Genomic DNA, 13,315 nt, shown 5'->3' on the forward strand with positions numbered 1-13,315 from the left:
AAAGTATAATAAGTTCTACACAAAGATATGCTGCTGAACGGCAGCCATGACCATCTAATTCAACACTATGTCAGAACAACTTAATTCCGGAACCTACGAAATTATTCAGAACCGTCTGAATGAGCAGAAGAATGACCTTATACAAAGGCTTCAGCAGCTTAACGAAGACCGTAAAAATATCTTCGGTGGAATAGACTTTTCGTTGATTGCCAATGAAAGAATTTCCACAGATCATAACTGTATCGCCAAGGATATCTATTCATTAGGAGATTATTTAATATTTGGTTCCAATGCTCATTTAGGCTTACAGACTGAAATTAATATTTCGGACGTTTTTTCCATCTATAAAATTAATAAAAACAGGTTTGAGCCTCAGGATCATGCCCTTATCAATGATGAGGTTTTTATTGATGAGTTTAAAAACCTTTACAAATACTACAGAAATACATTCTTTGCAAGATTTAGTTTTACAGAGAACTACCTTTATATGGTCTTCCAGCTTTCGGAAAGCACTACAGACATTAAAGCATTCAAATGGTTGATTAAAGAAAATCAGCTGATTTATGTAGATTCAAGAAGTGCCTCAGAAACGACTTATCCTCCACAGCACGGCTTTGCATGGACAAAAGCGACAAGAGACATGCAGCGATCCGGAAAACATCCGCATGTTTCCCTTGCTGATAAGGTTTTCGTGGAAAGTATCGGTGGTGATATTACCATTAAAGTTGAAGATAATACAGAAACCGGAAAGGGAATCTATTCCGAAGATGTAATCCATAAAGATCAGAATCTCGATGATGCTGAGATCCATTTCTGTGACCTGGATAATCTTGTTTTGTTTAAAATAAAACCCTACCAGGAAACAGAACGCTATTTTATTTATAACCATAAAGAAAAGACCGTTTCAAGAGCTGATGCGCTCAAATATTCCGGACTATTGCTCCCGGAAAATCAGGGAGTGCTGTTTTCAAACGGATATGCTCTTCAAACTGGTGGATTAAAGGTGATTTCACAGGATCAGAACAGACTGTATTACCTGAAAACCGTTATAGAACCCAACGGAGAGAACTTCTTGTATGTTTTCTATGATGATAAAACGAATAACTATCAGCTGATCTCCTATAATATTATCACCCAAACGATAGAAACACCTATTCGTTGCAGCGGTTTCTCGCTTCTCAATGATGGAAAACTGATTTACCTTCGGGAGAGTATTGAAACCACCAAGCATCATCTTGCTCAAATCTGGCAGACCCCTTTTTCGAAAGAACTGCAGCCGAATGCTGAAAAAGCAGACAGTCTGATTTACAAGATCGGAAACAAAGATATTGTAAGAGTAATGGCCGAAAGTCAGGAGCTTATAACCCTTCTGAATAAAAAAGATTCTTATAGCGGATTATATGATGATATTGTAAAGCTTTCCACCTTTATTCTCGATACCTATTACTTCTTAGGTGAAAATGAAGTTCAGAAACTGGATCAGCCACTTAAAGAGATCCGGAAAATTGCCCATTCAGCGATCAATGAATATGAAAAAGTAGTTGAGCAAAGGAAAACTACAGAAGAAGCTTTAGAAAAAATAAAACTAGCCTGTAATAAGATCCTTGACGATACCAAAAGACTCCATTATTCCCAGCTCACAGAATATATTGATGCTCTTTCCCAGATAAGAGCATTAAGAGGAGAAGTTACAGGAGCAAGAGAACTGAAATATGCAGATATAAATCTGTTGGATTCTCTTGAAAAAGCTCTTTCAGACCGCTATACCGAACTTTCCAATGCTTGTGTGGATTTTCTGCTGCAGGAAGGGGCGCTATTGCCTTATGAGGAGAAAGCGCAGACCATTTCAGAGGATATTATTGCGTTACAAAAGGCTATTGATGCTAAAACCATTGATGAAAACATAAGCACATTATCCGGACAGTTGGAACTGTTGGTAGATATTGTCAATAATCTTAAAATTGAAGATACTTCCCAATCTACCCAGATCATTGAAAACATCTCTTTGATCTTTGCCCGACTCAATCAGGAAAGACTGGAGCTTAGTAAAAGGAAACGGGAGATCTCTGGCAAAGAACTGGCTTCAGATTTTCAGGCTCAGATTACCTTGTTTGATCAGTCTGTGATTAATTTTCTGGAGCTTTCCCAGACTCCTGAGAAATGTGATGAATATCTGACCAAACTTTCCATTCAGTTGGAGGAGATGGAAACCAAATTTATTGATTTTGATGAGTTTATCCAGCAGATAGGAACCAAAAGAGAAGAAGTCTACGGACATTTCCAGAATAAAAGGGTACAGCTTACAGAATCAAGAAACAAAAGAACCCAAAGTCTCTTTGATGCAGCCCAAAGAATCCTGAAATCCGTTCAGACTAAGGCAGAATCCTTTGACTCTGAAAATGAAATCAATGGCTATTTCGCTTCAGACCTGATGGTTGAGAAAGTGAAAGATCTCGCCAGACAATTGGTAGAGCTGGAAGATTCAGCAAAGAGTGAAGAAATTCAAACCCTTTTAAAAACAAGCCAACAGGAATCCGTAAGAAAGCTTAAAGATAAAAAAGAGATCTATGTAGACGGAGAAAGCATTATAGCATTAGGAGATTATAAATTTGCAGTCAATCAACAGAAACTGGATCTTACGCTTGTGCTGAGAAATGCACAATATTACTATCACCTTACCGGAACTAGCTTCTATGAACCTCTGAACTTTCCTACAGTTGATGAGTTCAAAGAAGTCTGGAACCAGGAATTTATTTCAGAAAATACCCATGTAAAACGATTTGAATACCTTGCCTGGAATGTGTTTTCAAATCATAAAGAAATTGCCACAGAACAGCAGAACGAACAAGATGTTCAGCAATTTACAGCAGAACATTTCGGCGAAGGATTGGTAAAGGGAATTCATGATAAAGACGCACAGATTATTGTCACCAGGCTTCAGCAAATGCATAATGAGCTGGGATTGATGCGGTTTATTGGCCAGGAAAGAACCCTTGCACAGATTTTCTGGTTCTTCCTGGATCCTGAGAGAAAAGAATATTATAGTAAACAGTTTGAAGCAACTTCTATTATCGCTCAGTCTTTTGCGGGAAAACAAGGATTTGAATACCTAAGCAAAGAGCTGGCAGAAGAAATGAAATCATTTGCATCAGGACATGGTATTTTTACAGAGACAGATTATATCAATGCTGCAGTGTATCTGAAGCAGGAAGATAAAGAGAACTTCCTGATCTCGGAAAAAGCAGGGGCTTTGTATGGTTTATTTTTAAAAGAACTTAAAGAAAAAGGCAAAGATCTGGAGTTTTTTGTTCAGATACAGGCTATGTATCAGTATCCTTCAGCATGTTATTATATTGCAGAAGGAGCATTAAAAGCTTTTGATCCGAATGCGGAGAAAAATATCTTAGATGAGGTTCTTGGATGTATTATTACCCAGAAATTTGATCCGAAAAATATCAGAAGTATTTCCTATGAAGCAGTCATTAAAGATTTAAAATCCCTTGAAAAAGATACAGAATACCATCTGAATTATTTTGACTTTACATCCAGATTAAGCCATTTCAATACAGTTACCGTTCCAAAATACAAAAGACTTCAGGAATTGAAATACAGTTGGGTGAATGAGAAGAAAAAAGCCTTGAAGCTAGATACTTTCCAGCCACAGATATTAAGCTCATTTGTCAGAAATAAACTGATCAATGATGTCTATTTTCCTTTGATTGGAGCCAACCTGGCAAAACAGCTAGGAACAGCAGGTTCAGATAAGAGAACAGACCGAATGGGAATGCTTCTTCTGGTATCACCTCCTGGATATGGTAAGACCACTTTGATGGAATACATGGCAGAACGTATGGGATTAGTGTTTATGAAGATCAATGGCCCTTCATTAGGTTATGATATAGTTTCCACAGATCCGGCAGAAGCCAGAAATGCAGGCGCAAGACAGGAACTGGAGAAACTGAACATTGCTCTGGAAATGGGAGATAATGTGATGTTATATCTGGATGATATCCAGCACTGTAATCCAGAGTTTCTGCAAATTCATTTCCCTTGCCGATGGGCAGAGAAAAATTGAAGGAATTTACAATGGAGAAAGTAAAACGTATGACCTACGCTCGAAAAGATTCTGTCTGGTCATGGCAGGAAATCCATATACCGAAAGTGGAGAGAAATTTAAAATTCCGGATATGCTGGCCAACCGTTCAGATACTTACAATTTAGGAGAAATATCAGGCTCAAAAACAAACCTTTTTGATCTGAGTTTAATTGAAAACTCCCTGATGTCCAATGAATATCTGACCAGACTGACCTATCCAGGTATGGAGAATCTTTATGAGCTCTATGATTGTGTTATAACAGATAATCCTGCAGACAATCTGAAAGGAAATTTCAGTTCCAATGAAATCTCAGATTTCAGATCTGTATTGAAAAATACCATTATGGTCAGAAATATGATTCTGAAAGTCAATAAAGAATATATTGCTTCGGCAGCAATGTCCGATGACTACAGAAATGAGCCTCCGTTTAAGCTTCAGGGATCCTATCGTAATATGAATAAGCTGATTACTCAGATTCAGCCTATTTTAAAAGAAAATGAAGTCATTCAGATCGTATTGAATCATTATCAGAATGAATCTCAAACGTTAACAACAGGCGCAGAAGCAAATATGTTGAAGCTGAAAGAACTGATAGGTGTTATCTCGAAAGAAGAAAAAGAGCGTTGGGAAGAGATCAAAAAGACTTTTGTTAAAAATAAAACCCTAAAAGGCTTAGGGGAAAACGATAGAATGTCTCAGATTGTTGCTTTACTTGCTCAATTCGGAGACGGGTTGGAAGGAATTAAAGAAGCTTTGAAAAAAGTAGAGTAGTCCTCCAGATCTCCTAAATCTAAAAATAGTCGGCTGTTTCTTTGAAGCAGCCATTTTTTTATACTCTCGCAGATCATGGAGATTACGCAGATTTTACATGAACATCTGCTTAATCAGCGAGAGGAAAAAATAATTTTGTTGGAAATCGCAAGGGCGCAATTTTTTAAAATAATATGCTGTTTTAAGGCGCAAGAAAATCAAAGATTTTAGCAAATGTGTATTTTTAGGAATAATATCTATGTGACTATGTGGTTTAATTTTTTCACCACATAGATTCATAGGCTTATAGGTTAACGTATAACCATTTTATTCGTGAATTCGTGGCTATATAAACATAAGTTTAGCGGTATTCAATTTTATCGAAGATAAAGTCTTTGCGCCCTAAAACAATATGCAGGTAAATCTTTTGCGCCTTAGCGTTTCCCAACAAAAAACTTCATTCCAAAAATAGTAGAAAATCTGTACCCACAATATTCCATACTTCTGTATCTGTATCCAAACTCAAAGACTCCATAATTTTGTTGTATTAAAAAAGAAATACTATGGAAACCAACGTTCAATATCAGGAACAGCTTCAATATGCAGAAGTTTATATTTCAGACATGTTGGTGCTAAAAAATATATTTCTGCAGGCAAAGAATACCGGAAAAATAAATTCAGAATTTGGAATTCCCTTCCTTCTGGCTAAAAAGAAAGATGAGGTGATTGCATTTGCTAGTCTGGTCATCAACGAAAAAGGCGGAATTGCTTTTAAGGTTTATGATAAATCAGGAATCCAGGGTTCAGAAGAAAAGAACTTTATCTTACGAGCGGAGAGCTATTTTAAAAAGAATAATACTCCTAATTTCCGTAATCCTGAGCAGCTGAAAAACAGTATTTATAGGATGGTAAGCTGGTTAAATCAATAATCAGAAAGTGATAAAGTTGTACATTTACTTAAAACTGTGATCAATGCCTAAAGATGTTCTTTATCTTAAAATAGCTAATGCTGTCACTGAGCAGATCAAAAGTGATACCCTGCAGTTTGGAGACAGATTGCCCTCTCTGAGAAGTGCTCAAAGCTATATAATGTTAGCTTAAATACTGTAAAACAAGCTTATATGGAGCTTGAAAGCCGCTCGCTTGTAGAATCACGCCCGAAATATGGATATTATGTGAGCCAGACCTCTCAAAGAAAGCTGGCGCTACCTTCTGTGGCTAAAATGAAAGTTTCGGAAGAAAAAAACAGCCCGGAAGATCTTATCGGAAAAGTGTTTGGTGCCATTGGAGGAACAGATATGACGCAGTTTGCGCTGGGAATTCCTGGAAAAAGCCTTCTTCCCGTTGCCAAAATGAAGAAGTGCATGATTGATGTAATGAAGCGGAAGAATGATAGTGGAACCAATTATGAGCCGGTGCAGGGAAATGTAGGACTCAGAAGGGAAATTGCCAAATGGTCTATTGTGATGGAAGGAAGGATTACTGAAGATGATCTGGTTATCACTTCCGGTGCTATGAATGGGGTTTACAATTGCCTGATGGCTGTTACCCAGCCGGGAGATTATGTAGCGGTAGAAAGTCCTGTTTATTTTGGGATTCTTCAGGCTATCCAGCTACTGGGATTGAAGGCTGTGGAAATTCCTACCCATCCTATTACCGGAGTAGATCTGGATGCTTTAAAAAAGGTAATGCCGAAACTTTCAGCTTGTTGTTTTGTAGTGAATTACAATAATCCTTTAGGCTTTCAGATGCCGGATGACAATAAGAAAGAACTGGTAAGAATGCTTACTGAGCATAATGTTCCTTTGGTGGAAGATGACGTCTATGGAAATATTTATTTCGGAGCAGGGAGGCCAAAACCATGTAAGTTTTATGATGAAGCAGGCATTGTAATGTGGGTGGGTTCAGTATCTAAAACCTTAGCTCCGGGATATCGGGTAGGTTGGGTAGCTCCGGGAAAATTTAAAGAAAAGATTATCAGACAAAAATTGGTACAGACCGTTTCGGGGCCGTCTTTATTTTCGGATGTCATTGCGGATTTCCTTGAACATGGCCGTTATGATCATCACCTAAGAATGTTCAGGAAGAAATTGTATGCCAATTATTTGCAGATTCAAAAGTCGGTGACACAGTATTTTCCGGATAATACCAAGATTTCAGAACCAAAGGGAGGATTTATGTTGTGGCTGGAACTGGATAAAAGAATATGTACAGAAGATTTATATGATGAAGCAGTAAGCCAGAAAGTAAACTTTGCTCCGGGAAGAATGTTTTCACAATACAATCAGTATCAAAACTGTATGCGATTAAACTATGCCTTAGAATGGACAGACCGTGTAGAAAGCGATCTCGAAAAACTGGGGAAAATGATAAAAAACAGAATATAATAAACTTAAGCGATGAATGATAATAATAATGAAGTAAAAATTATAGCTTACGAACCGCAATATAAAGAAGCTTTTAAAGCCTTAAATGAAGAATGGATCAAAACCTTCTTTGTTATGGAAGCCAGTGACTATAAACTGTTGGATAATCCTGAAGAATATATCTTAGATAAAGGTGGATATATTGCTTTTGCTTTGTTGAATGGTGAAGCAGTAGGAACGTGTGCCCTGGTAAAAGCTCAGGAAGATCCTCTTGCATTTGAACTGTCAAAAATGGCAGTTAGCCCTAAAGCACAAGGTAAAAAGATAGGTTATCTGCTGGGAAATGCCCTTGTTGAAAAAGCCAGAGCGTTAAAAGCAGAAAAAATCTTTCTGGAAACCAACTCTATGCTGGTTCCTGCCATCAAGTTATATGAAAAGCTAGGATTTAAGCATACTGAAATTACCAATCCGGGGTACGATCGTGTAGATGTACAAATGGAATTGGATTTTAAATCTTAGGTAAAAAAAATATTGGAACTCGGATGCTTATATCCTTGTTCCAATATCAAAATTTAAATCTAATTGTTTTACTGTTTTATTTCTTGATAAAAGCCTTCGTCATAGACTTTTTACTTCCATTAATCTTAATGAAATACATTCCGGATGGAAGCCCTTCAATATTGATTTTTTCATCATAATTTCCATTAGAGGACTTAAAGCTTTTTGTGGAAATAAGTGATCCTTTAGTATCAATGATTTCAGCTCTGACTTCCTTATCACCTGACTGATAACTGATCGTAATTTGAGTAGATGCAGGATTAGGATATATAGCAAAATGAACTGTTGCTCCTTTTACTTCTTGGGTAGCCAAAGTTTCTTTTGAACAGACAGGAATTCTGTTGATGCCATCAATTCCCCATGAAGACTGTACCGGAATACAAAGCCAGTTCAAAACGGTTGGGAAATGGTCTGTTTCCCTTGTTGTTGAGGAATAATCATAGATTTTAAAAGTATTGGAAGCATTAACAGTATAAGTTGGAGATCCTGTGATGCTCATATGATTCGCGTTAGGACTGGAATCGGTTAAAGTACTTCCTGAAGACTCATTACATTTCCAGTTCGTCAATAACTGAGAATAATAAGGATGTGAAGCTGTAATATCCTGATTGGCCCAATTGGCAATAACGTCATTCGGAAGAGCAGATTTCCAGATTCTTACATCTTTGTAAGACGCGGCAAGATTAACTCCGTACGTATTGGTGCCATCCTGATTTAATGTCAAAGGAAGTATAGAATCTATATTTCCGATCGTATTCATTTTAGCAAAAGTTACCGGAACACCGTCTTCATATAAGGTTACCAGGCCATCTCTGTCAAAACTTGCTGCGATGTGTTTCCATTTATTGGTTTCTACTTTTCCGCCTACAAGATCAATTCGGTTAGTACCATCTGCAATATTCATTTTAAAGGTCTGTCCGGAGTAGCCAGAGAAGATGATCCCTTTGTTCTTTCCATTCGCCCAGTTTTTATTCCCAAGAAATACAGGATCACTGGTATAGGCTGCATTTGGTTTTACCCAAAATTCAATGGTAAAATCCTGATTCGCTCCAAAATTAAAAGGCGTTTGGTTGGTGGGTTTTGCGTAAGCTCCTGAAGGAAGATTAAGCTGATTAAACGTTTTATTGGACTCCAGAACAGTTTTACTGATTTGTTGAGGGGTAAATCCTGGATTTGAATAAATAGTAAAAATATTTCGTTCAGAAAGGCTTCCACCGCCGTGAGAAGAATCTGTTGCACCATGATCTGTTGTTAAAACAACCATCCAATCCTCATTATTGTAGGTGGATCTGCTTTTCATGGCATTTACAATTTCTCCAATATAGGCATCTGTAGTCTGAATAGAAGAAACATATTGTGGAACGGCAGAAGAAAATCCATAAGAATGCCCTGCGTGGTCTACATCATCAAAGTCTACGAAAAGAATATCAGGATTGTCATTCTGTAAAGCACTTACGGCTGCATTTTTCACGGCAAGATCAGTTCCTAAATTAGATTTTACATCTGCATTCTGAACAATTTTGTCGTTGATGGGTGCCCAATTGGCAAGAGAGATTGTTCTCAGAGTAGGATTATAAGTTTCTGCTCTTGAAATAAAATCAGGATAATTGATGTAATTAGGACTGGTAAAATTATTGTCCTGTACATTATGTTTCGTATGCCATACACCGGTAAGCATCGTGCTCCAACCGTTTCCACTCCAGGTTGTGGCAGCACATAAACCATCAAGAGAATAAATGGATTGGCTGATGAGGTTCTGGATGTTGGGGGTATTGGTAGACATCATCACATCTGCACGGCATCCGTCGATACCGATAAAAAGGACTTTTTTAGTTTGAGCTCCAAGGAAACAGCTCATTACAACAGCCATTGAAAATAGTTTTGTTTTCATGGGATAAAGGGTTTTGAATCGTAAAAGTTTACAAATAGTAATTTATTTTTTAATAATTGTAAAATTAGTTTACTATTTGTAAATATATATGAACTGAAAATTAATTATTTGATAATTAAAAAGACCTTTGAAAATTGAATTGTGTATAACTTGGATTGTGTTGTAACTATAAGTTTATTAATACTTTAACGCTTAAGTTGTTTTTAAGTGAAATACATTGTGTATAGAAACATACTTAAGGAGAGTGAAAATTTTGAATGTTGACAAATACTCAATTTTATTCTAAACTTATAGATGAATTTTAGAGGTGAGATTCTTCGCTTCATTTCATTCAGCTCAGAATGACAGTAGGTCAACTGTAATGTTGGGCAAGACCAACAGTCGATAGAGTAATAATTTCTTTCCTTCGGAGGGGTGTCAAATCTATGATTTGACGGGGTGGTTTTAAAAAAACACAAATGTCTTTAACAAAAAACATTTGTGCCATAAGTATTTAAAAAAAGAAGTATCTAAAGAATAGTCTCAGCTTCAGAAATCGTATTGAAAATATAATCAGGTTCAGCTTTTTCCAATTCTGATCTGTTCTGAGCTCCCGAAAGTACAGCAATCGTCAATCCACATCCTGCATTTTTCCCTTCTTCAATATCAATCACAGAATCTCCGGCTTTTAAAACCTTTTCGGGTTCCTGAATACCGAACTTTTTCATAGCCAGATTAATCATTTCCGGGCTTGGTCTGCTTTCTGAAACATCATCAGCCGTAATTAAAGCATCAAAATGTACATTTTCTTTCCATTGTAATTTATCCAAAAGCTGTTGGGCAATCTCAGAAGTATATCCTGTGTTCAGAACCACTTTTTTATGCTGAGCTTTCATTTTAAGGAGAAAAGCTTCCGTTCCGTTGATGGGTTTTACCTCAAGATTCCGATAGGCTTCCTTTAATTTTCCGGAGAAATTTTCAAAAATAGGGACAGCATCTGTTTCATTCCCATTGATTTCCTTTAATAAACTGGTGATGGCTTCCAGTTTTTCCATTCCGGCACAAGTGATAAGTACCTGTTCTAAAGTAACTTCATAACCATATTCATTAACGGCTTCTGTTACCGTTTTGTACACTACATTATCTTCATCCACTGTAGTTCCGGCCATATCCAGAACCAATAATTCTATATTTTTCATTTGAAATTTATGTGTAAATTTTATCTATATTAAACTTAGAGAAGCCACCGCTTCCTGTCATTCCTTTTCCACCGATTCCTGTTACAATATGAATATTAGGAGTTGGACTGTGTTCAAAAATATCCTTTGTTTTGCATTGGGAGTATACTCCAAACCATCTTCTCTGGATTTCATAAGTAGGAAGATCAATGATTTTCTTAGCCTCATGAATCATGAATTCATCAATTTCCATATTCAAATCAAAACCAAGATCATCAGCATTTTTAGCATCAGCATATTCATGAGAGTCTCCTAAAATAATAGATCCGTCTAATGCCTGCTTGAACAGGATATGAATACCGTATTTTTTCTCAAATGAATTTTGATCTTCCAACGATTTGATTTTCTGGAAGGAGGCACATTCACTAAAAGACTCATACCTTCTGATGGAAAGCCCTGTCAGAATATTTCCCTGAAGAGAATAGATTCCCTGAGGCTTAGTTTGAAGCATTTGAAGCTTACTTACTTCCAAATCGCTTTCATTGAATACGTTAGGATATAATGTTTTGAATTCATGGCCGCCACAAATAATAATCTTTGAGGCTGTATATTCTTCTCCATTTGCAGTGATAGCAGTACATTTTTGATCATCTTCATGCGTTTCCACAACCGTCGTATTGTAAATGATCTGTAAGTCCATTTTTTCCTGTAGAAGCTTGTGTAGTTTTACGATCATATCTGCAGAATCTACAGAAAGCTCCTGTGGGAAGAATAATCCTCCTTTACAATAATCGGAACGAAGGCCGTCAAATTTCTTGATGCAGTCACTTTTGGAGAATAAAACCGATTCATAATCATTATTTCTGTTGATTTCGTACAGCTCTTCAATAAGCTGAAGCTCCTCATCGTTGGAAGCGATGTATACAGATCCGTTTTGTCTGATGGTAAGATCGGCTTGGGTATGAAGTTCATTATATATTGCGAGACTTTCTCTTCCAAAGTTTTGCCATTTAAGATCCATTCCAGAAGGGACTACCTGTCCGAAATTTCTTACTGTGGCACCCTGAGGCAGAGAATTTCTTTCCAGTAAAGCTACTTTAAGATTTTTCTTCAGAGCATGATAAGCATGGAATGTTCCTAAAATCCCACCGCCCACAACGAGTAAATCAAATTTTGTTGTCATTGTACTATAATTTATAAGATTTTCGAAGTATCGAAATTGATGTATTGATTTGAGTTTGAATTAGGCTTTTCCTTTTTTTTGAAAGCCAAAAAAGCAATGATTGAAAGAATTAAAACACTGATAGTGATAATATAATTCAAGCTGATATAAAAAGTAAGCCAGGAAGTCTGAGCCGATCCGAAGTTTTTATAAAGAAGAATCAAAACACTTCCCAGATATCCGAAAGAATCTACAATATAGATCAGAAAGCCTACATTTCCTTTAATATCAAAGGCGGCAATCATTCTGTCAAAGTAAATTCCATTGAAAGGAATGTAGCAGATATACATCCCAAAACCTGAAATAGTCATCCATAAAAAAGGAGATAATACTTTCTGCTGGAATAAATAAGTAGAAAGTCCTACCGTCAGAATTCCTGCAAACAAAATATAGTGATAGTAAGCAAAAGCCTTTTTATTATTTTTTACTTTCACCATGAAACTCAGGATCAAAAGAACCATAATGGCGATCGGAATTTCTGTAAGGGTGAAAATAGAACTGTCAAAAGTAAAATGAAGCCCATCCCAGATCTCACGGTTGAAATTATCCCTGAAATCTCTTAAAACGGTCAGACAGATGTACAGAAAAATAATGCAGACAATGGGAATAAAGAACTGTTGGATAAGTGCTTTTCTCTGAGTTCCGTTCAATGGTTGTCTTTTATTTTTAAGCATAATATCTTCTTCACTAGGTTTGGGAATTCTTTCTAAAAGAACCCCGAAAAGAAGTAAAGGAATAATAAAAATCAATCCTGCTGAAAAAGGCATCCAGAATTCTGAAACAGAAAAAGTATCCATTAAAAATTTTCCTACCGACTTGGTAAATCCTGAAGAAACCACAAAACTTGAACAAAGGAAAAGTCCTATAATTTCTGTTGTTTTGCGTCCTTCGATATATGAAAAAACAATTCCCCAGATCATTCCCAACGGAATTCCATTTAAAAACATAAAAAGAATATTGTAAGGAGCAGGAACTACCGCAAATCCCAATAAAGAAAGCTCTGCGATGGCGATAAAAGAGAATAGATAAGTGAGCCTTTTCCCTGGTTTTAATTCAGAAATAAATTTAATTCCGATAAACTTGGAAATAAAATATCCTACAGCCTGTGCAATGATAATCAGTATTTTATAATCAACTCCGAAATAGGAGAGTCCCTCAAAAGAAGCTACGGTAAAAGGTTTTCTGAAACCGTACATGCAAAAGTAGACACCAAAGGCAGCAAAGGCGGCCTTCAGTGTTACTAGTGTTTTTTTGTTGATCGTTCTGGCCATGGT

General features: G+C 36.7%; 10 protein-coding genes. 6 read left to right on the forward strand and 4 right to left on the reverse strand.

Annotated features, from left to right (window positions below):
- Positions 1–67 precede the first annotated feature (67 nt).
- The 6 genes from QWZ06_RS27145 to QWZ06_RS27170 all read left to right on the forward strand — a co-directional run bounded on the left by QWZ06_RS27145 (position 68) and on the right by QWZ06_RS27170 (position 7,732).
- The gene (locus QWZ06_RS27145) at positions 68–4,075 is read left to right on the forward strand and encodes a DNA repair ATPase (RefSeq protein ID WP_290302257.1); all 4,008 of its coding nucleotides are present in this window, start codon (positions 68–70) and stop codon (positions 4,073–4,075) included.
- Positions 4,005–4,868, forward strand: a complete 864-nt coding sequence (locus QWZ06_RS27150) for a hypothetical protein (RefSeq protein WP_290302258.1) — start codon at positions 4,005–4,007, stop codon at positions 4,866–4,868. Before QWZ06_RS27145 ends, QWZ06_RS27150 begins: the two co-directional genes overlap by 71 nt.
- 542 nt (positions 4,869–5,410) lie before the next feature.
- On the forward strand, positions 5,411–5,776 hold the full coding sequence (locus tag QWZ06_RS27155) for a hypothetical protein (protein WP_290302259.1): 366 nt from the start codon (positions 5,411–5,413) through the stop codon (positions 5,774–5,776).
- Positions 5,777–5,819: 43 nt separating this feature from the next.
- Positions 5,820–5,948 (forward strand): hypothetical protein, encoded by a 129-nt coding sequence (locus tag QWZ06_RS27160; protein WP_290302260.1) that lies wholly within the window; start codon positions 5,820–5,822, stop codon positions 5,946–5,948.
- 20 nt (positions 5,949–5,968) lie between these two features.
- Complete coding sequence (locus QWZ06_RS27165; protein ID WP_290302261.1) at positions 5,969–7,234, forward strand: aminotransferase-like domain-containing protein; 1,266 nt, start codon at positions 5,969–5,971, stop codon at positions 7,232–7,234.
- 12 nt (positions 7,235–7,246) lie between these two features.
- Positions 7,247–7,732 carry a GNAT family N-acetyltransferase gene (locus tag QWZ06_RS27170; protein ID WP_290302262.1) on the forward strand — a complete coding sequence of 162 codons (486 nt, stop codon included), beginning with the start codon at positions 7,247–7,249 and terminating at the stop codon, positions 7,730–7,732.
- A 76-nt stretch (positions 7,733–7,808) separates the two neighbouring features.
- On the opposite strand, the gene QWZ06_RS27175 is transcribed toward QWZ06_RS27170, so the two are convergent.
- The 4 genes from QWZ06_RS27175 to QWZ06_RS27190 form a co-directional block, all read right to left on the reverse strand.
- On the reverse strand, positions 7,809–9,662 hold the full coding sequence (locus tag QWZ06_RS27175; protein WP_290302263.1) for an alkaline phosphatase family protein: 1,854 nt from the start codon (positions 9,660–9,662) through the stop codon (positions 7,809–7,811).
- 509 nt (positions 9,663–10,171) lie between these two features.
- A complete protein-coding gene (locus tag QWZ06_RS27180) occupies positions 10,172–10,840 on the reverse strand; it encodes an HAD-IA family hydrolase (protein ID WP_290302264.1) in 669 nt (222 codons plus the stop codon).
- A 7-nt stretch (positions 10,841–10,847) separates the two neighbouring features.
- Positions 10,848–12,002 (reverse strand): TIGR03364 family FAD-dependent oxidoreductase, encoded by a 1,155-nt coding sequence (locus QWZ06_RS27185; RefSeq protein WP_290302265.1) that lies wholly within the window; start codon positions 12,000–12,002, stop codon positions 10,848–10,850.
- 11 nt (positions 12,003–12,013) lie between these two features.
- Positions 12,014–13,312, reverse strand: coding sequence for a DUF5690 family protein (locus QWZ06_RS27190; protein WP_290302267.1), 1,299 nt, complete (start codon positions 13,310–13,312; stop codon positions 12,014–12,016).
- Positions 13,313–13,315: the final 3 nt, after the last annotated feature.

Source organism: Chryseobacterium tructae (assembly GCF_030409875.1).
Lineage (GTDB): Bacteria > Bacteroidota > Bacteroidia > Flavobacteriales > Weeksellaceae > Chryseobacterium > Chryseobacterium tructae.

Excerpts from the sequence above, each read along its gene's own strand:
- QWZ06_RS27175 (WP_290302263.1), bottom strand. The coding sequence starts at position 9,662 with ATGAAAACAAAACTATTTTCAATGGCTGTTGTAATGAGCTGTTTCCTT.
- QWZ06_RS27170 (WP_290302262.1), top strand. The coding sequence starts at position 7,247 with ATGAATGATAATAATAATGAAGTAAAAATTATAGCTTACGAACCGCAA.
- QWZ06_RS27165 (WP_290302261.1), top strand. The coding sequence starts at position 5,969 with ATGGAGCTTGAAAGCCGCTCGCTTGTAGAATCACGCCCGAAATATGGA.
- QWZ06_RS27185 (WP_290302265.1), bottom strand. The coding sequence starts at position 12,002 with ATGACAACAAAATTTGATTTACTCGTTGTGGGCGGTGGGATTTTAGGA.
- QWZ06_RS27145 (WP_290302257.1), top strand. The coding sequence starts at position 68 with ATGTCAGAACAACTTAATTCCGGAACCTACGAAATTATTCAGAACCGT.
- QWZ06_RS27180 (WP_290302264.1), bottom strand. The coding sequence starts at position 10,840 with ATGAAAAATATAGAATTATTGGTTCTGGATATGGCCGGAACTACAGTG.
- QWZ06_RS27160 (WP_290302260.1), top strand. The coding sequence starts at position 5,820 with ATGCCTAAAGATGTTCTTTATCTTAAAATAGCTAATGCTGTCACTGAG.
- QWZ06_RS27190 (WP_290302267.1), bottom strand. The coding sequence starts at position 13,312 with ATGGCCAGAACGATCAACAAAAAAACACTAGTAACACTGAAGGCCGCC.
- QWZ06_RS27155 (WP_290302259.1), top strand. The coding sequence starts at position 5,411 with ATGGAAACCAACGTTCAATATCAGGAACAGCTTCAATATGCAGAAGTT.
- QWZ06_RS27150 (WP_290302258.1), top strand. The coding sequence starts at position 4,005 with ATGATATCCAGCACTGTAATCCAGAGTTTCTGCAAATTCATTTCCCTT.